This is a genomic window from Coriobacteriaceae bacterium, from assembly GCA_025992705.1.
Classification (GTDB): domain Bacteria; phylum Actinomycetota; class Coriobacteriia; order Coriobacteriales; family QAMH01; genus QAMH01.
Genome location: DAJPGJ010000001.1, coordinates 675,903 through 693,988, shown reverse-complemented (window position 1 = coordinate 693,988; position 18,086 = coordinate 675,903). Strand labels below are relative to the sequence as shown.

Below are 18,086 nucleotides of genomic sequence, written 5' to 3'. Positions count from 1 at the left end.
TTGGCAAGGATAAACAAAGCGATACGGCCTTTTTTTGCTGCTTCAAAAGAGCCGGGCCAAGCCTATTTTGAAGATGAGATTGAATTCGATTGGCACAGCGGTATGAGCTGGCAGGTTCGCCAAAGGTCGAGCGATAGTCTGCGTGAGATGATATTGGCCAAATATTCTGAAAAAGGATTAAAGAGCGAAGAAATACTTGAGGTCTCGACAGCATCTCATGATTACGAGGTCGGACGAGCGCTTTCCGCGATGAATCTTATCCTTGAGAATCCTGATACTTTGGACGCCTATCCTGTTGAAAACTGGTTTCAATCGTCAAAAGTATTCTCCAAAGATGGTAAGGAGTACGGTCCTTATCCAGAGTTGTTGAATATAAGACTTGCGAAGCGATACATAAACCCTCACCCCGACAAAAAGACTTCTGAGCAGCTAAAAGATGATCAGAACTTCATCAGAATCCAAAACGAAATACGAGGGGCATCCATGAGCTGCTTTATGTTCAATAGGCAAGAGTATCCTCTTACTCCAAAAAGCGCTTTCTATGACTACCTGTATGTAAGCGCCCTTACCCAACCGCGCAACGCCGACCTTGCACGGAGTCTGCTTTCCTACAGAGTTTTTACGGACATCATGTTCAATCCTAGCTCAGGGAAAAAGCGTCGCTTCAACACTCAGGCGAGGAGCTGCGCAATTTATGTTTCCCTATCCAAAAGAGGGCTGCTCGATGAAAAGAAAATGCCACCCTTTGATACGTTTCTCGCAATGGTCGAGTATGAGTCTGAGGAAAACCAGGGACATAACGAAATACAAGAGACCCTGCAGCTTTAGCGCCACTTAGAAGTATGTATGAACTATGCCAGAGGCAAAATGGGAGAAGACCCTGTAATGAATGCGATTAAACTTACTGATCAACAACAAAGTGCAGTTAACGCTGCCGTTGACGCGAAAAAAAGATCTAAGCCAATCGCAATCTCTGGTCCAGCGGGGAGTGGTAAAACACTGGTCGCTATTGAAATCGCTCGTCAGCTCTCTGCGCAAACTGAGCTCCTCTTTGATGATGTCGGCTCGTCGCGGACCACTTCAGCACTTCAGCAAGATGGGAAGGGCGCTCATGATAGCCTCACATATCTTGTTACATACACCAACCAGCTAAAAGAATATGTCGAAGAACAATTGGGCGGAGCGGAAGCTGCTCGACAAAGTGGCATTGTCGTTCAAACAGTTCACAAGTATCTAAAGGATTACCTCAAAGATAATAACGTCGAGATTGTATACAACGGAGGCAGAAAAAAGGATATCAAGAAACGCGACGTCTTTCTGCAAGATTATGTTGAGAAGAACAAGGTAAGACTTAGGCTTACCGGCAGTCTCGGTGACCCTCGATTCTTGGACGAGGAAATCGGATGGATGCTTGGACGTGGCATAAGAGGGCGAGAAGTCTACCTCAATGAATCACGTACGGGGCGACGCACAAGACTTTCAACCAAGCAGCGTGAGACTGTAATTACGATTCTTCGCGACTATATAAGTTACCTTCAGGGTAGCGGGACACGCGAGAAAACAATTATCGATTACGATGATGTTGGCAATTATGTCCTCCATTACTCAAGCAAAAAGTCTTTTAGACCCTTAGCAAGGCATTTGGTTGTTGATGAGGTCCAAGATCTCCCCACATCGTGGACCAAAGCTCTCTATAAGACGGCGCTCGGAAAAGCTGTCTTTGTAGGAGATGCACAGCAGTCTATTTACGGCCGTGGATTCACGTGGAATGAGCTTATTGGTCAAAGTATTAGGCCCATCCACCTCAAGGAGGATTTTAGAAGTACGCAACAAATTTACCTTGCCTCGCAGTCAATCATGGATTTTGATACAGACTCTGAAGAACTCCTTAATGAAGATAAGACAACAAGAGCCGAGGGTGCTAAACCGCAATTACTATTCTGCAAGACCAAGGCCGCGCAAACCCAGAGAATTGAAGAACTCGTCGAGCAGATTCGGGCAAACAATAAAACTAGTTCTATTGCTATAGGTTTCCCAAGGCGTGATGACTGCTATTGGGAGCTTTGCCATCGATTCGCCTCCGATTCAAGCATCGTCGTTAGCACACTTCACTCATTAAAAGGGCTCGAAGCTGACCATGTTGTTCTTGGAAATCTGGATAGTGATGAGCTGGACTTCAGCAACGAATACACGCAAGAGGATACTAATAGGCACCTTCTCTATGTCGGAATGACGCGCGCAAAGAGAACGCTGACGCTGATTTCAGCAACAAATCGTCCCGCTTGGATGCTTTCAGAAATAGATTCTGGCTTTATAGAGATAATCGCTGACGAAAACCCCTTCGCATATGACAGCCTGATTGCCGCCAGGGATGAGAGGCAACGACACTCCCGTCAAAAATTTGAAGAAATTGCCCATCGCCAAGTAAAGCAAGAAGAAGCCGTTGAGCAAGCCCAGCAGAATCTTCTTGAATACACTTCAAATAAAAATGTGCCTCTTCAGAGTCAAGAAGAAATAATTGAAGGGCTCAACCAAAAACTTGAGGAAGCCCAAAAGAAACTTAAAAGGAGCAAAGAAAAGCTTCAGAGGCAGGAAGATGAGCTTCGCGTATTCAGGGCCCGTGAGAAAAAAGATGACATTGCAAAGCATGAATCTGGGGAGGTTGCTGATATAGCTCCCGCATTCTTTGACAACGCAAAAATACTTATCGTTGGCTCGTTGGGCATAAAATCCAAACTGCTTCCTGGCATATTTAAAGACCTTGGGTTACAAAAAGACGCATATGAACACGTCGGCTATGATGAGGTTACCCAGAGTGGATTCGACGTTCAAGAGCTAATTGGAACACTCGCCTATACTGACATTTTTATAGGACCAACGCCGCATAAAGCAAAGGGAATAGGCAGCTGCTCGAGCCTCGTCGAGTTTCTTCGACAACACCAAGCAGACTTACCCAAAATCACTGTTTTCGAAAATGACGATGGAACACTCAAGCGTATCTCAAAGACCGACCTGAAGGAGGCCATAATTAAAAGCGCCTTATATGCCTTTAAACATGATATTTAGAATCACCACATAAGATTTCACCGCAGATGAAAGGAGCGCATGCGATGTATTGTGTTAAGTGCGGAACATCATTAGAGGAAAGCTGGATTTACTGCCCAACTTGCGCTGAGCAATCCGTCTCGGGCGCATGTGCAAAATGCGGAAACACGCTCATTAACGCTTGGGAATACTGTCCTCGCTGTGGCGAGACAAATCCAAATTACAAAAGTGCGCCCTTCGATTACGACGACAGCGACATCCCGTTCTAGTTCCCCTCGCTCCTCCACCAACCCAGCGACCTCCTCGGAGCTGCGCTGGTATGTGCTGCTGTAAAGTGCACGACCCTTTTGGGGTTTCGAAGGCATGAGCATAGGCAAGCGCATCTGCCAACTATCCGGCTGAGAGGGTGTTCTTTAGCAGCGCGAGAGCATCTTGCGGAGCCAGGCAAGTAACTGGCGCGTGAGAGAGGGGCTCCTCAGCAACATGATGGGCTCTTTTAGTCGGCAGGTTTACTGCTGCATCGCCACATATTCCGCCGGAGTGATGGCCGACACTACGTCGTTTGCGAGCAAGCCCTTATCCTTCGTGATGATGTAGTCCACCTTGGCGTTTTGAGCCGTGGCCACTAGCAGGTTGTCTTCGTAATCCGGATTCTTCGAACGCAGAGCGCTGGCTTCCAGATGCTCGGCAAAGCCAAGGTTCAGCACGATGGTCATTCTCTGTATCTGCGAGAGACATGCCCACGATATCTCGTTCACGGCAAGGGCGAACTCTTCGGTGACCTTCTCCCCCGCCTCCCGCGTCCACCCCTTGAGAGAAACGCCGATTAGGAAAAACACGTCTTTGAGTATGCCCGGAGTGGTGACGAGCTCATCCTCATGATCGAGCGCGCATTGGATCGCTGCCGCAGCTTCCTGCACGCCTTCGCGACCCAGAAGGTAATCAAGCCAAACATTCGTGTCGATGAGGAGACTGTAACGTCCATCAATCATGGAGAACGCCTCGTTCTCTCCAAGCAAGCTCGCGCAGCTCGTCATCCGTCAAGGAATCGACATGAAGGCGTTCAACGGGGATTCCAGTAACCCTGCTGAGCTCCTTCACCGCGAACCCGGCGTTGTCCGCAACTTCCTGCTTCCTCGCCTCAAGGTCACTCGCCTTGGCTTTTGACGGCATGAACGGAGGCAGCGCGTTATGCTCGGCAAGATAGGTCCAGAGCGCCTGCACCGCCGCGGACGGCGTGTAGCCATAGCGCCTGAGCACCTCGTCGCCCGTGCGCTTGATCTCGACCCCGATGCGCGTGTTCATCTGCACTTGTTCCATGGCGGCTCCTTGCTATACATTTCTCTTGAAAAGTATAGCATCGTGGAAAATGCAGGAAGCGATGCGACGGTGAGATTTCTCGACTCCGCTCACTACGTTCGCTTCGCTCGAAATGACAGAGGGAACGCTGCACAGTTCCGCTCGAAATGACAGGGAAGCGCCTCTCACTCCTCGATCAGCGCGGCGATCTCGTCGGGCGAGTACTGGTACTTGCTGTTGCAAAACGCGCAGACCATCTCCACGTCCTCGCCTTCGTCGACCATGTCCCGCAGCTCGTCGGCACTCACGAGCGAAAGAAGCTTGAGCGTGCGCTCGCGCGTGCAATCGCAACGAAACTCCACGGGGCCATCCTCGAGAATCTGCAAGTCCATGTCACCGAGGATTCGCTCCAGGATGCTCTCGGGTGTCTCGCCCTCGGAAAGCATGGTCGTGGCGCTCGGCAGCGACGCGATGCGCTCCTCGAGCTGAGCGGCAGTCTCGTCAGTCGCCCCATCCATGAGCTGGACGATGAAGCCGCCCGCCTCGCGCACGGAGCTGTCCTCGTTGAGCAGCACACCCAGCGAGACCGCCGAGGGAATCTGATCGCTCGAGGTGAGGTAGTACGCGATGTCATCGGCAATTTCGCCAGACTGAATCTCGACGACGCCGCTATAGGGCTCGCGCATCGCCAGATCGTAGATGATGCGCAGCGTGCCCTTGCCCACGACCTCGCCCACGCGGAGCTTCTCGCCCACTTTGGAGGGAAGCGAGGCCTGTGGATTGCCCACATAGCCCTTGACGCTTCCGTCCGATTTGGCCGTCACGGTGATATTGCCCAGCGACCCGTCTCCGTTGAAGACGATGGAGAGCGCATCCTTGTCGCCCTTCATCATCGTTCCCATCATGGCAGCGGCCGTGAGCGTGCGGCCCAGGGCGGCCGTGGCCGTGCGCGACAGCTCGTGCATGCGTCGCGCGTCCTCCACGAGCCCGCGCGAGTACACGGCAAAGGCGCGGATGGTTCCGTTAGCTGCGGTGGCACGCACCACGTGGTCGCGCTTCATGTTGATGACGTTCATGCCCAATTCCAATCTATGAGGTCGAGAGGCTCGCCGTCTAGGCGCGCTTCGACGAGTTCGTCATTTGCGTCGTAAACGAGCTTGAGCGAGAAGAAGGGCTGCTCGGGGTCGGCGATGAGCTTGAGGAAGACCTCGTCGCCCTTCCAATGCGGTAGGTCCAGGAGCTCGTCTTTGGGCACCCATTCTAATATGCCCTCGTTACAGCTCCGTACCGTGCCCGTCCAGCCCGTGATTGTGAAAAGATGCATGTATTCCGTCACCCAGCGACCGGACACGAAGGTGACGATGCCGCGGTAGCGCCACGTGCGCGGCGCCAGACCCGTCTCCTCGCGCACCTCGCGCATCATGCATTCCTCGGGGCTTTCGTCGGCCTCGAACTTGCCACCGATGCCAATCCACTTGCCCTTGTTTACGTCATGCTCCTTCTTCACGCGATGCAGCATGAGGTAGGCGTTTCCGTCGTCTATGTAACACAGCGTGGTCTGAACGCTCATAATTACTCTCTCCTACCCTGGCCCTGGGAATGAGACAGATGTACCGACAGATGTACCTGTCCCGTTTGTCTCATTTTCCTGGCAGGTCTGGCACTCCTCCTGTCATTTCGAGCGAAGCGAACAAAGTGAGCGAAGTCGAGAAATCTCGGCATAGATTTCTCCACTCCGGCGCTACGTGCCTCCGGTCGAAATGACAGGGGGCGACGCAAAGCGCCTCCGGTCGAAATGACAGGATAATGCAACCCCATCTCGCACAGTATAGAATGAGCAGATGCACACGACACACGAAAGGCGGACCATCATGGCAGCATCCACCGCCCGCAAGACGGGGAAGGTCATCGGCATCATCGTCGCGATACTCGTCGTCTTCATCCTCGCATTGGTCGCTTTCCTCACCGTCACGGAATACAATCCGCCCGCCACGCAGGAAGTCGAGATTCACGGCACGGCCCGAGAAACGCTCGAGCCCGGACAAGGCGTCAGCGTCGTCACCTGGAACGCTGGCTACGGTGGCCTCTCCGAGCAAGCCGACTTCTTCATGGACGGCGGCGATGGCGTGCGCACCGTCTCGCATGATGGCGCCCTGGCGAACCTCACCGGCATCGAAGACGAGCTCGCCACCCTCGACCCCGACGTTATCTTTCTCCAGGAAGTCGACCAGGATTCCGAGCGCACCTACGGCATCAACGAGCGTGCTCGGCTTGCCGCGGCGTTTGCCCCCGAATACGCGTCAGCCTATGCCCTCAACTTCGACGTGGCCTACGTTCCCTATCCCCTGCCGCCCATCGGCGCCGTCGAAAGCGGCATCATGACGCTCTCGCGCATGCAGCCGACCAGCGCCGAGCGCGTGCAGCTCCCCTGTCCGTTCTCCTGGCCCGTGCGCCTCGGCAACCTCAAGCGCTGCCTGCTCGTCGAGCGCATCCCCATCACAGACAGTGACGCCGAGCTCGTACTCGTAAACCTGCATCTCGAGGCCTACGACGATGGCGAGGGCAAGGCGGCGCAGACGGCGCAGCTCGCCCAGCTGTTGCAGGAGGAGCGCGCGAAGGGCAACTACGTCATCGCCGGCGGCGACTTCAACCAGAGTTTCTCGTCCGTGGACACGAGTATGTATCCGCTGCAAGGCGATGACCTGTGGCAATGCGGTTACATCAACGTGAGCTCGCTGGGCGACGGCTTCACCGCGATGATGGACAATTCAACGCCCACCTGCCGTTCGCTCGATCGTCCCTACGACGGATCAGCCAATTTCCAGTTCTACATGATTGACGGATTCATCGTCTCGGACAACGTGCGCATCGATGCGCTCAAGACCATTGACGCCGGCTTCGAATTCACCGACCACAATCCCGTGCTGTTGAATGCGACGCTGCTGTAAGGGCGAGATTTCTCCACTACGGCGCTACGCGCCTCCGGTCGAAATGACAGGGGCGCCTTCACTCGCAAAAAGCGGGACGAATGACCTGTTCATTTGTCCCCGCCTGGCACATCAGCATATCCGCAATCGACAATAAGGACTCGCTGCGCCGAAAACATACGTTTGGGGCACGTTTCGAGGTGACGGCTGGCGAAGAAACGCGTTTGGGGAGCGCGGAACGCCCCAAGTCGAACAAAATCAGCCCGATATTGTCGAAAACATACGTTTGTGGCCGGTGCGAGGTGCCCCAAACGAAAAACATCGCCACTCACGCCTGCAGAATGTGCCCCAAACGCAAAACGCTGCCAGGGCCTCTCAGGCACGGGGCCTTGTACCTGGCCTTCTCGCGCACGACCCGGCCTTTCCGCGCGCGACCTGCCCTTTACGCCAGCACGCGAAGGGCCTGGTGCTCGCAGCTGATGTCGAAATGTGTCGCGTGCAAGGGCTCGCCGTCAATCTGGCAAGGCGGCTCCTCGTCAAAGTCGATGATCGCATGATGAGCGCGCAAAAACTCCATGGGCTTCATACCCACGTGCTTGCCGTTTTTGGCTCGCATGAAAATGTATATCGCACGAGCGACGCCTGCAGGCGGATGCGATATGCAGATGTCGAGCGTGCCGTCGTCGAGCGTCGCCTCGGGGCAAATCTTGAAGCCACCGCCGTAATATGGGCCGATCTGCACGGCAAAGGTGATGCTTTGCCCCTCGACCTGCTTGCCATCGAAGTCGGCACGATAGTGGCGATCGACAAGATTGTGGCGCAGCTGGTCGATACCGCTCGAAACATACACGCCCGCATCCGACCTGCCGGTCTCGGCGCGCCGCTCCACCGTATCGAGCGCAATGGCTGCATCCAACCCAAAGGAAAGCGTCTCGGCGAAATAGATATCGTTGCAGAGTCCCACATCCACGAGCCGTGGGCTGGCATGCAACACCGCCTGCGTGCACTTCCGCACGTCGAGGGGCAGCCCGAGCGCGCGTGCATAATCGTTGCCTGTGCCGGCGGCGATGATGCCAAATGCGGGGCGTTCCTCGGCAGGGATGCTCATGAGCGCGTTCACGACGAGGTGCGCAAGGCCATCACCGCCAATCGCGATGACCGCACGGATGCCGCCCGATTTCTCGACAACGTCGCGCGTTTGCTCGGGCGAGCTGAGAAAGGCCGCATCGACCTCGGCATCCGCAAAGGTCGCGCTTGTCTTCCCGCGGGCAATGGCCGCTTCCATCTCGCCCATGGCACGACGTGCAGCCTGCGTTCCCGTGCCATTGCCGGCAGCCGGGTTTGCGACAACCAATATGGACGCAGACCTCTCGCTCATCGTCGCTCCTCGTCTACTTGATGCTCAAGCCGAGCTCATAGGCCTTCTGCAGGCCGGGGTTTCCCTCGATGGCACCCTTTTCGTACACGTTATTGATGATGACTTCGCCAAGGTTTTCCTGCTTGCAGTAGTTAGCCGCCACACGATAGCTGTTGACCGCAGGTTCGCAGGTAGTCTCGTCCTTGTCCTCGAAGCACAGCAGCAACGCGGTCTGCGTGATGCCAAAGGGCTTGCCAATTCCGCAGAACATGCGGTCCTGGAAGGCGCGCAGCTGCGCAGGGAAGTTGTAGAAGTACATGGGTGTCGCGTACACGATTACATCCGCCTCGTGCAGGAGCGGATAGAACTTCTGCATGTCGTCCTTCTGCACGCACTCCCCGTCGTGCGAAAAACAGTACTCGCAGGCCATGCAACCCGAGATCTTCGCATGCCCAACGCTAATGCGCGTGACCTCATTGCCCGCCTCGAGCGCACCGCGTTCGAACCAATCGGCAAGTATGCTCGAGTTCCCGCCTTCGCGCGGGCTCGCATGAACAAGCAGGATATTCTTCGACATGATGGCTCCCCGTCCTTATCATCGCCTCGACAACATACGCTGGCATAATTATACGTCTAAAGCGATAAAGCGAGACAGGAAGCGCGGAGGCTAATCGCTCTTTTCCCGCCACCAAACCGTAATCTGTTTCTTTAATGAAACATTTCATCCACAAGATTGCAGATATAATGCATAGAGTTTCTCATGTATGCCCGAATCATGCATGATTTGTCCCCGGAGGGAAGAGGAGAGTTTAACGTGAAAATGAAGAAGAAGGGGCTTGTCTCCATCGTAGGCGTTCTCGCCTTGGCCATGGCACTTTCGTTTGCCCTGGTTGGATGCGGCGGTTCCGGCAACTCGAGCGCTAGCTCCAGCACAGACAACGGCGGCAGCCTGCGTTTCGTGACCGGCGGCGAGTCGGGCACCTACTACGCCTTCGGCTCCGTCATCGCCCAGCATGCGACCAACAACACCGATGTTAGCGTCACGGCTGCCTCGAGCGGTGGCTCGCAGGCTAACATCCAGGAGCTCGAGGACGGCACTGCCGAGCTCGGCTTCGCCCAGTCCGACGTCATGGCATACGCTTATGACGGCACCAACCTGTTCGAGGGCAAGCCCGTCACCACCTTCTCCACGCTCGGCGCCCTGTATCAGGAGCAGGTCCAGATCGTGACTTGCGATCCCAGCATCACCTCTGTTGCAGACCTCGCAGGCAAGAACGTCTCCATCGGTGCTGCAGGCTCGGGTGTGTACTTCAATGCCATCGACATCCTGGGCGCCTACGGCCTCAGCGAGAGTGACATCAACCCGACCTATCAGAGCTTCGGCGATTCTGCTGACGCCCTCAAGGACGGCAAGATTGATGCTGCCTTCATCGTCGCCGGCGCTCCCACCACCGCCATCACCGACCTGTCCACCACCAAGACCGCGTACCTGATCTCCCTTGACCAGGCACACATTCAGCAGCTGATCGCCGAGAACAACTTCTACTCCGAGGCCGTCATTCCTGCTGGCACCTACGCTGGTCAGACCAATGATGTCGTCACCGTCGGTGTCGACGCCGTCATCATCGTCGACAACGCCGTCTCCGAGGAGGATGTCTACGCCCTCACGGCCGACATCTTCGACAACGCTCCCGACCTCATCGAGAATCACGCCAAGTATGCCGAGATTAGCCTCGAGAAGGGCGCGTCCGTTGCCAGCGTTCCGTATCATCCCGGTGCCGCGAAGTACTTTGCAGAGAAGAACATCACTGTTCCCACGAAGTAGTTTTGAGGTGATGATCTTCTAGATCATCAAGCGTTTTGAGTTAGGTCGAAGCCATGACGCGAGGGGTGTACCTGCCTTCCATCATGGCTTCGGCGCGTTTTGAGGGGAAACTATGGTCGATAGGGTCAAGAGAAGGATACAGAGGAAGAAAACCGGCGTGCCGCCCACTGCGCAGCAAGACGTCGATGTTCGCGAGACCGTCGTAGATCTCGAACCCCATCCCGACGCCCCAGACCAGACCAAAACCGGCAGTTTCAAGGCCATTGAGGACTCCGACCTCATCGGCGAGGAAATCGAGACCGGCATCGCGACCGAAGAGGGCGCGGACATCATCATGGACAAGGACACGGCCCCCGTCGAGAGCGACGAGGCCGAGCAGATTCTGCGCAAGTTCGACCGCGAGTCAAACACGCGCATCTGGGAAGGTGTCCCCAAGATCATTGTCAGGGCCATAATGGCCATCTTCTCGGTCTACTGCATCGGCATGACCTTGTTCAGCACGGCGCTTCCCGAGGTTAGGCTCACGCTCTTCCTCGGCTGCATCGTCGTCATCGGCTTTCTCGTATACCCCGCCAACAAGAAGAAGGTTCGCACCAACTACATCCCCTGGTATGACATCTTGCTCATGATCATCGGAGCGGCCTGCTTCTTCTACTTCGCGTTCAACGCGTTGCCCATCATCAAACTCGGCACGCGCATCGACGAAGTCATGGTCATCATCGGCATCGTGGGCGTTCTCATCGTCGCCGAGCTTTGCCGCCGCAGTGTCGGCCTTCCCATCATCTTCGTGGTAGGCGCGTTGCTCATCTACGCGTTCTACTTCTTCGTCGTTGATCGCGGCATGGACCTCATGCTCGCCTTGCGCACCGTCGTCTATCGCATGTTCTACACGACAAACGGCATCATCGGCACGCCCATCAACGTTTGCTACACCTACATCGTGCTCTTCATCATCTTCGGCGCCTTTCTCGAGCGCACGGGCATCGCGGGCTTCTTCATCTCGTTTGCCAATCGTCTCGCTGGCTGGTCGAGCGGCGGCGCCGCCAAGGTCGCCGTCATCTCGAGTGCCCTGTGCGGCATGGTGAGCGGCTCGTCCGTCGGCAACACCGTCACGACGGGTTCCGTCACCATCCCCATGATGAAGAAGACCGGCTATCGGCCCGAGTTTGCCGGTGCCGTCGAGGCGGCATCATCGACAGGCGGCCAGATCATGCCCCCCATCATGGGCGCCGCCGCATTCCTCATGGCCGAGTACATGGGCATCCCCTACATCGAGGTTGCCGCCAAGGCCATCATCCCCGCCCTGCTCTACTTCACGGGCATCTTCCTTGCCGTGCATCTCGAAGCAAAGAAGCTCCAGCTCAAGGGTATTCCGCGCAAGGAGCTTCCCAAGTGGAGCTACCTCGCCAAGAACTGCTACCTCGTCATCCCGCTTGTGCTGCTCGTCTGGCTCGTCGCCTCGGGCGCACGCACCATGGCCGTCTCGGCCGCCATCTCGATTGTCGGTGCCTTCATCATCGGCTTCATCAACTTCTTCGTGACCGGCGTCAAGGAGCGCTCCGAGGACCAGACCGTCGGCAGCGTCTTCGTCGACTCGCTCAAGGTGGCGCTGGCCACAGGCTACGACGCGCTCATCGCCGGCGCACGCAGCTGCGTCTCCGTGGCTGTCGCCTGCGCAATGGCCGGTCTCATCGCCGGCTGCATCACCGTTACGGGCCTCGCGGGCACGCTCATCAACGCCATCGTCAATTTTGCCGGTGACGCGACCATGGTTGGCCTCGTGCTCACCATGCTGTGCTGCATCATCCTCGGCATGGGCGTCCCCACCACGGCAAACTACTGCATCATGGCCTCCACCTGCGCCCCGATTCTCATCCAACTCGGAATCCCGGCCGTGGCTGCGCACTTCTTCGTCTTCTACTTCGGCATCGTGGCCGACATCACGCCGCCTGTCGCGCTGGCGGCATATGCGGGCAGCGCCATTGCCAAGTCAAACCCGATGAAAACGGCCTTCACGGCAAGCAAGATCGCCATCGCAGCCTTCATCGTTCCCTACATCTTCGCGTTCAATCCCATCATGTTGCTTGATGGGATGAGCAATTGGTGGGAGATCATCATTCCCATCATCACATCGCTTGTGGGCCTCTTCGGCATTGCCGCCGGCCTCAACGGCAACCTTTTCGAGCGAATACCCATGCTCCTGCGCATCATCCTTATCGCCGGCGGCCTCGCGCTCATGATTCCCGAGTCGATTACGGACATCATCGGCATCGCGATCATCGTCGCCGTCTTCGTCATCCAATACGGAATGGCCCGGAAAAATCGGGTTGACAAGCCCAGGGAAACTGACGCATAGGAACGGTATCATTAGGCCCCCGGAAAAATAAACCGGGGGCTTGTTGTAAACGCGCACAAAGACGACGGGGATACATGACAGCAGACGCAAACAACCCGAAACTCGATGAGGACAAGGTCATCCGCAAGCTCTCGCTCGTGGGTATCGTCGGCAACGTCTTTCTATCGGCGTTCAAGTTCTTCGCGGGCATCATTGGCAATTCGAGCGCCATGGTTTCCGATGCCGTCCACTCGCTATCGGACGTCTTCGCGACCATCATCGCCCTTATCGGCGTGCGCTTCGGCCGACGCGCCGCAGACGCATCGCACCCCTACGGGCACGAGCGCATCGAGAGCCTTGCCGCCATTGCGCTCGGCCTCATTCTGCTGGTGACGGGTATTGGCATCGGCTGGGTCGGCCTCGAGAAGATCATCGCGGGCAACTACGAAAGCCTGCCCATCCCCGGCATGATTGCCCTCATCGCCGCCATCGTCTCCATCGCCGTCAAGGAGGGTATGTTCTGGTACACGCGTCATTGGGCACGCGCCATTCGCTCGTCGGCCTTCGAGGCAGACGCCTGGCATCATCGCTCTGACGCGATGAGCTCAGTCGGTGCGCTCATCGGCGTCGGCGGGTCAATGCTCGGCTATCCCGTACTCGATCCCATCGCCAGCGTCGTCATCTGCCTGTTCATCCTCAAGCAAGGCATCTCGATCATCATCGACGCCTTGAAGAAAATGCTCGACACCTCATGCGGTCCGCAATTCGAGGAGCAGGTGCGCGCACTCGTTGACAACGAGAGCCAGGTGGAACGCATTGACATGTTGCGCACGCGCATGTTCGGCGACAAGGTCTACGTCGATATGGAGATCGCGATAGACGGCTCGATGCAACTCACGGATGCTCACGACATCGCCGAGCGCGTGCACGATGACATCGAGCAGGCATTCCCGGAAGTAAAGCACGTCATGATTCATGTCAATCCCGCCTAGAACGAGGCAACCATGCTCTACATGACAGACTTTCTCGAAAAGCAGCTCGCATCCTTCGAGGATCTTCCCTTCAGTGTCCTCGACGCCACGGCACTTTCGCAGGTCGCGATGGTACATGCCAAGGACACCATGCCGCCCCTTCCCGGCAAGAAGCCGCATGCTGGCCTGCGCACGATCTTCGACAGGCACGCCGAGAAGCCACCCATCCACTTCATCGACATGCTGCGCGCGGAGTACTTCCCCGCCATGTTCGCCAACCTGCTCAGCCCCACGAAGGCCAAGGAGGCACTCTTCGGCGTTGCCGCCAGCCCGCGCTATCGCGACATGCTCGCACTCGACTACCAGGACGTCTTCAACACCGCGCGCCAGGTCCAGTTCGCCGCCATGACCTTTACGTACAAGGACCTGTTCACCTGCGTTTCGTTTCGCGGAACGGACACCTCATGCGTTGGTTGGCGCGAGGACTTCAACATGGCGTTCACCATGCCCGTTCCCGCACAAGACCTGGCCCTGCAATACCTCGAGGCCGTCGCCGCGCAGAGGCACCTGCCCAAGCCTCTCTACGTCGTTGGCCACTCCAAGGGCGGTAACCTTGCCGAATACGCGGCGCTATGCTGCTCGCCGCAGGTGCAGGAGCGCATCGCCCACGTCTACAACCTCGATGGCCCCGGCTTCAAGGCGGGCACCTTCACGCAAGCGGATTACGCCCCACTAGCAGGCAAGCTCACGAAGGTCGTCCCCGAGGAATCGCTCGTCGGCATCATGCTCGAATCCGAAGCGCCCGTCCACGTGGCGAAAAGCAATGCCAGCGGGCTCGACCAGCACAGCGCGTTTACCTGGCAGGTCAACGACGAGCTGACCGACTTCGTCTACCTGCCCTCCCTGCCCAAGGCAACGAAGGTCACGGCCAAGACGTTGCATGCGTGGCTATCTGACTATGACGACGAACAGCGCGAGCAGATCGTGGACGCGTTCTTCAAGGCCGTCCAGGCCTCGGGCGCTGAAAACCCCGTCGAGATACTCAACGGAGGGTCGAAGGGGCTCTCGCTCATACTCGAAGCGTCACGCAAGATCGACCGCGCCGACCGCACGGTCCTGCTCACAGCGGCGCGTTCCTTCGTCAAGGCGCTCTCGCAAAACGCGGATGGCACGCTCGGCTTTGCCGCAAGCGCAATGAGCAACATCGCCGATAGGCTCGCACCGGAAAAGTAGCGACCCCGCAGCGCGTGCCCTTACGCCTCGTCTACTTGGCTTGCCCCACGGCCGAAGAGCTCGTTCCAATCACTCGCGGCAAGAATCGTGCCTCCGAGGATGACGACGCAGCACACGACCGACGCGAGTGTGGGCACCGTACCCTGCAAGACGAACGCGAACAGCACCGCCCATGCCGAGTAGCTGATGTTGAGCGCCATGGACTTGGCGGCTCCCAGCGGCGAGCTGATGGACTTGTAGTAGAAGAGGTACGAGGTCGTGCCCGCCAGAGCCGCCAGGGCGACAACGCCCGTAGCCAGCGACGGGATGGCACCTGCCGTGAACGCCCAGGCGCCAAACGCGGGAAGCACGATAATGGCGTAGACGAGCGCGCTCGTGGTCTCGCGAATCTGAAGCGCCGTCTCGTTGTCGACGGCGTCATCGCGCATGCCCCAGCCGCACAGCACCGCCTCGCTTCCCCATCCGAGCACGCAGGCAGCAGCACCCACGAGACCGAGCACGGGATCGCCCGCCGTCTCGGCATCGGTCAAGGACAGCACGCCCATGGCCACGATGCCACCGAGTGCGCAGGCAAACGCCACGAGCTGCCGTGCGCTCATGCGCTCCTTCAGGATGATGAAGGCCAGGATCGCGCCCACCGCCGGATAGAAGGCCGAGATGATGGCCGTATAGCCCGCACCGATGTTGTTGATGGCGATCACGTAACCCGTCATGCCGATGGGACCACCCAGAAGCGCGCCGAGGATGACCACCTTGCCGCTGCGGGTGCGCAGCGCCGCCCAGGTGTCCTTGAGACGGCCTCTCACGCCCATGTAGAGCGCGAGCCATATCGCGCAGAAGATGTCGTGCAGGGCCGAAGACGCAATCGCGGCAAACGCGAACGCCTCGAGCGTGCCGATATACGGTGACATGGTGAGCGCGATGCCGAGGATGACCGTGTCGAGTCCCCAGAGCACACCGCTCGTCAGGCCGTACTTCACCTTGTTGAACGCACCCATCCCATTTCCTCCTCGTGCCCTGTCGGAGCGCTAGACGCGCTCCCCCCTCTCGTACCAGGGCAAAACCATGTTCAGATACCTTTTCGCGTACCGGTAGTAGATGTAGAGCCACTCGCCCACGACATCGCCTTCGGCCTCCTTCATGAGCGACCAGACGTACCAGCACCAGCCGGCAAACGCCACATACGCGAAGTTGTGGCGCAACTCCTCGAAGCTGGGCGCGCGGCCGAAGTAATACGCCAGCGCCTGCTCTGCCTCCTCGACCGAGAGCTCGCAGCATACAGTGTACGTGCCAAAGTCACTCGCGTAATCCGACATGCCCGCATACTCCCAGTCGATGAGCGACATCTCGTCATCGGCGCCAACCAGGAAGTTCAGGTAGAAGAAGTCGTTGTGGCACAGGCAGCTATACGTCTCGTCGGCCTCGACGAACTCATGCAGGCGCTGCATGCGCTCCGCCATCTCGGCAAAGCCCGGAACGTCGATGACGCCCTCACGCGCACGCAGCAGCTCCTCGTAGCGCTTGGACTCGGCATAGAAGTCGAATTGCCGCTCGAGCGTCGCGCCCGACTCGTGCAGGGAGCGTGCCATCTGCATCGCGCGCTTGGTCTGGGCGGCGTCATGCGGGTCGAGCTGGGTGCAGTCGGCCACGAAGTGCGATATCTTCCACCCCGTCTGGGGGTCACCGGTAATGAAGGTGTTATCGAGGCCCAGCTCGTGGGCAATGTGAAGGCCAGCGAGCTCGGCGTGCCGGTCGATGAGGTTCTCGGTTCCCACACCGGGATGCCGGTACACGTACTCGGCGTCGCCCACGCGCACATGGCACGAGAGGTTCGTGAGGCCTTGCTTGAGCGGATACACGTCGCAGATGTCCGTCTTCTTGCAGCCAAGTGCCGACACGATGTTGTCGAAGGCGAGCGAATCGACGTTCTCGATGAAATGCGGATCGAATTCGCGCAAATCGTCAAGCGCATCGAATTCGTGAATCATCTCGGCGGGATAGGGCCGCGCGACCATGTACAGCTCGTCGATGTGGTCGATGAACAGGTTCTCCCACAGCTTATCCGTCGTGGCGGGTAAGTCCCATTCATCGCGGATGATCTGGGCCATGCGCTGCGAGAACGGCTCGTCGAAGAACACATGCCCGAGCATGATCTGCGAATCCGCACCGCCAATGGTCACGTCCACGATGCGGTTCCTGGCACCTAGACGCACGCACCATTCATCAGTCGCGTCCTGTGCGTACTGCGTCGCGTAGTAGGCACCGTAGACGTGCGACTCGAAGGGATTGTCGACGAAGTAGTTATCCGACGAGCAGACATAGGTGCGTCCGAGCTTGTCGAGCACCGCCATGAGAGACGAGTGGTTGTTTCGCTTCGCGTAGTGCTCGTTCACGACGATGCGCACATCGAAGAGCTCTTCCAAGTAGAAGAAGTACTCCTTCTTGTAACCCACGACGACGGTGATGTCGTCGATGCCCGCTTCCTTGAGCTGGCGAATCTGGCGCTCGATAAGCACCTCGTCGCGCACGCGGAGCAGCCCCTTGGGCTTCTCGTAAGAGATGGGCGCGAAGCGCGTCGAGAGCCCCGCAGCCAGAATGACCGCGTTGTCGACACGATACGGCTCGAGTGCCGCGATGCCTTGCTCCGTCACTTGCAAGCCCTCGGAAGCCGTCTTGTCGAGATCGCCACGCTCGATCAGCTGACGTACCGCGGCATTCACCGTTCCCACAGAAAGCCCCGTGCACTCGGCAATCGAACGCTGGGAACCAAGCGGCTTCCGCGTGAGGCTCTGCAAGACGGAGAACTGGTTACGCGTCAGATCTCCTGCGCTCTTCTCATCTGTTGCCACCATACGTCCTCTCAGATTTCGCATGGGCATTTCGCCCGGATAAGGCAATGGTATCAGAGTTATGTTCAATTTCATACTATATATTGATTTATTGAACACTTCTGGCAGAGGAATGGTTTGGTGTACATCGTATTACACAAAATGTGAAGCATTGTGTATTCGTAACACCATTTATCCGTGATAGTGTGCCGAATACGGAATTCGTAACACTGCTACACCCGCATTGCTCTATCGTTAGCATACAC

General features: G+C 57.3%; 15 protein-coding genes. 7 read left to right on the top strand and 8 right to left on the bottom strand.

Going from position 1 to position 18,086, the window contains the following annotated elements; all coding sequences use genetic code 11:
- Entirely contained in the window at positions 1 to 828 is an 828-nt protein-coding gene (locus tag OIM11_03145; protein HJJ00130.1) for a hypothetical protein, read from the top strand.
- A gap of 18 nt (positions 829 to 846) precedes the next feature.
- A complete protein-coding gene (locus OIM11_03140) occupies positions 847 to 3,066 on the top strand; it encodes an AAA family ATPase (protein ID HJJ00129.1) in 2,220 nt (739 codons plus the stop codon).
- Between the two features lie 488 nt (positions 3,067 to 3,554).
- Here OIM11_03140 and OIM11_03135 read toward each other — a convergent pair whose 3' ends face one another.
- From OIM11_03135 to OIM11_03120, 4 genes are all read right to left on the bottom strand, one after another.
- On the bottom strand, positions 3,555 to 4,037 hold the full coding sequence (locus OIM11_03135) for a putative toxin-antitoxin system toxin component, PIN family (GenBank protein HJJ00128.1): 483 nt from the start codon (positions 4,035 to 4,037) through the stop codon (positions 3,555 to 3,557).
- Positions 4,030 to 4,365 (bottom strand): type II toxin-antitoxin system RelB/DinJ family antitoxin, encoded by a 336-nt coding sequence (locus OIM11_03130; GenBank protein ID HJJ00127.1) that lies wholly within the window; start codon positions 4,363 to 4,365, stop codon positions 4,030 to 4,032. The genes OIM11_03135 and OIM11_03130 overlap by 8 nt, the downstream gene beginning before the upstream one ends.
- A gap of 164 nt (positions 4,366 to 4,529) precedes the next feature.
- Complete coding sequence (hslO, locus tag OIM11_03125) at positions 4,530 to 5,420, bottom strand: Hsp33 family molecular chaperone HslO (protein HJJ00126.1); 891 nt, start codon at positions 5,418 to 5,420, stop codon at positions 4,530 to 4,532.
- The gene (locus tag OIM11_03120; GenBank protein ID HJJ00125.1) at positions 5,417 to 5,914 is read right to left on the bottom strand and encodes an 8-oxo-dGTP diphosphatase; all 498 of its coding nucleotides are present in this window, start codon (positions 5,912 to 5,914) and stop codon (positions 5,417 to 5,419) included. The genes hslO and OIM11_03120 overlap by 4 nt, the downstream gene beginning before the upstream one ends.
- Before the next feature lie 301 nt (positions 5,915 to 6,215).
- Here OIM11_03120 and OIM11_03115 point away from each other — a divergent pair, with 301 nt between their 5' ends.
- A complete protein-coding gene (locus OIM11_03115; GenBank protein ID HJJ00124.1) occupies positions 6,216 to 7,292 on the top strand; it encodes an endonuclease/exonuclease/phosphatase family protein in 1,077 nt (358 codons plus the stop codon).
- 421 nt (positions 7,293 to 7,713) lie between these two features.
- Here the strand turns inward: OIM11_03115 and OIM11_03110 are convergent, their stop codons facing one another.
- Complete coding sequence (locus tag OIM11_03110; GenBank protein ID HJJ00123.1) at positions 7,714 to 8,649, bottom strand: YegS/Rv2252/BmrU family lipid kinase; 936 nt, start codon at positions 8,647 to 8,649, stop codon at positions 7,714 to 7,716.
- Positions 8,650 to 8,662: 13 nt separating this feature from the next.
- Entirely contained in the window at positions 8,663 to 9,205 is a 543-nt protein-coding gene (locus OIM11_03105; GenBank protein HJJ00122.1) for a flavodoxin family protein, read from the bottom strand.
- Positions 9,206 to 9,448: 243 nt separating this feature from the next.
- Between OIM11_03105 and OIM11_03100 the strand changes: the two genes are divergently transcribed.
- The 4 genes from OIM11_03100 to OIM11_03085 all read left to right on the top strand — a co-directional run bounded on the left by OIM11_03100 (position 9,449) and on the right by OIM11_03085 (position 14,992).
- Positions 9,449 to 10,453 carry a TAXI family TRAP transporter solute-binding subunit gene (locus tag OIM11_03100; GenBank protein HJJ00121.1) on the top strand — a complete coding sequence of 335 codons (1,005 nt, stop codon included), beginning with the start codon at positions 9,449 to 9,451 and terminating at the stop codon, positions 10,451 to 10,453.
- Positions 10,454 to 10,565: 112 nt separating this feature from the next.
- Positions 10,566 to 12,809 (top strand): TRAP transporter permease, encoded by a 2,244-nt coding sequence (locus OIM11_03095; GenBank protein HJJ00120.1) that lies wholly within the window; start codon positions 10,566 to 10,568, stop codon positions 12,807 to 12,809.
- 74 nt (positions 12,810 to 12,883) lie between these two features.
- Complete coding sequence (locus OIM11_03090) at positions 12,884 to 13,780, top strand: cation diffusion facilitator family transporter (GenBank protein ID HJJ00119.1); 897 nt, start codon at positions 12,884 to 12,886, stop codon at positions 13,778 to 13,780.
- A 12-nt stretch (positions 13,781 to 13,792) separates the two neighbouring features.
- Entirely contained in the window at positions 13,793 to 14,992 is a 1,200-nt protein-coding gene (locus OIM11_03085) for a DUF2974 domain-containing protein (GenBank protein ID HJJ00118.1), read from the top strand.
- 20 nt (positions 14,993 to 15,012) lie between these two features.
- Here OIM11_03085 and OIM11_03080 read toward each other — a convergent pair whose 3' ends face one another.
- On the bottom strand, positions 15,013 to 15,990 hold the full coding sequence (locus OIM11_03080) for a DMT family transporter (GenBank protein ID HJJ00117.1): 978 nt from the start codon (positions 15,988 to 15,990) through the stop codon (positions 15,013 to 15,015).
- A gap of 30 nt (positions 15,991 to 16,020) precedes the next feature.
- Positions 16,021 to 17,841, bottom strand: a complete 1,821-nt coding sequence (locus OIM11_03075; GenBank protein ID HJJ00116.1) for an NTP transferase domain-containing protein — start codon at positions 17,839 to 17,841, stop codon at positions 16,021 to 16,023.
- Positions 17,842 to 18,086: the final 245 nt, after the last annotated feature.

Bases quoted from the DNA above. Each gene is read 5' to 3' on its own strand.
- OIM11_03140 (HJJ00129.1), top strand. From the start codon at position 847: ATGAACTATGCCAGAGGCAAAATGGGAGAAGACCCTGTAATGAATGCG.
- OIM11_03135 (HJJ00128.1), bottom strand. From the start codon at position 4,037: ATGATTGATGGACGTTACAGTCTCCTCATCGACACGAATGTTTGGCTT.
- OIM11_03130 (HJJ00127.1), bottom strand. From the start codon at position 4,365: ATGGAACAAGTGCAGATGAACACGCGCATCGGGGTCGAGATCAAGCGC.
- hslO (HJJ00126.1), bottom strand. From the start codon at position 5,420: ATGAACGTCATCAACATGAAGCGCGACCACGTGGTGCGTGCCACCGCA.
- OIM11_03120 (HJJ00125.1), bottom strand. From the start codon at position 5,914: ATGAGCGTTCAGACCACGCTGTGTTACATAGACGACGGAAACGCCTAC.
- OIM11_03115 (HJJ00124.1), top strand. From the start codon at position 6,216: ATGGCAGCATCCACCGCCCGCAAGACGGGGAAGGTCATCGGCATCATC.
- OIM11_03110 (HJJ00123.1), bottom strand. From the start codon at position 8,649: ATGAGCGAGAGGTCTGCGTCCATATTGGTTGTCGCAAACCCGGCTGCC.
- OIM11_03105 (HJJ00122.1), bottom strand. From the start codon at position 9,205: ATGTCGAAGAATATCCTGCTTGTTCATGCGAGCCCGCGCGAAGGCGGG.
- OIM11_03100 (HJJ00121.1), top strand. From the start codon at position 9,449: ATGAAGAAGAAGGGGCTTGTCTCCATCGTAGGCGTTCTCGCCTTGGCC.
- OIM11_03095 (HJJ00120.1), top strand. From the start codon at position 10,566: ATGGTCGATAGGGTCAAGAGAAGGATACAGAGGAAGAAAACCGGCGTG.
- OIM11_03090 (HJJ00119.1), top strand. From the start codon at position 12,884: ATGACAGCAGACGCAAACAACCCGAAACTCGATGAGGACAAGGTCATC.
- OIM11_03085 (HJJ00118.1), top strand. From the start codon at position 13,793: ATGCTCTACATGACAGACTTTCTCGAAAAGCAGCTCGCATCCTTCGAG.
- OIM11_03080 (HJJ00117.1), bottom strand. From the start codon at position 15,990: ATGGGTGCGTTCAACAAGGTGAAGTACGGCCTGACGAGCGGTGTGCTC.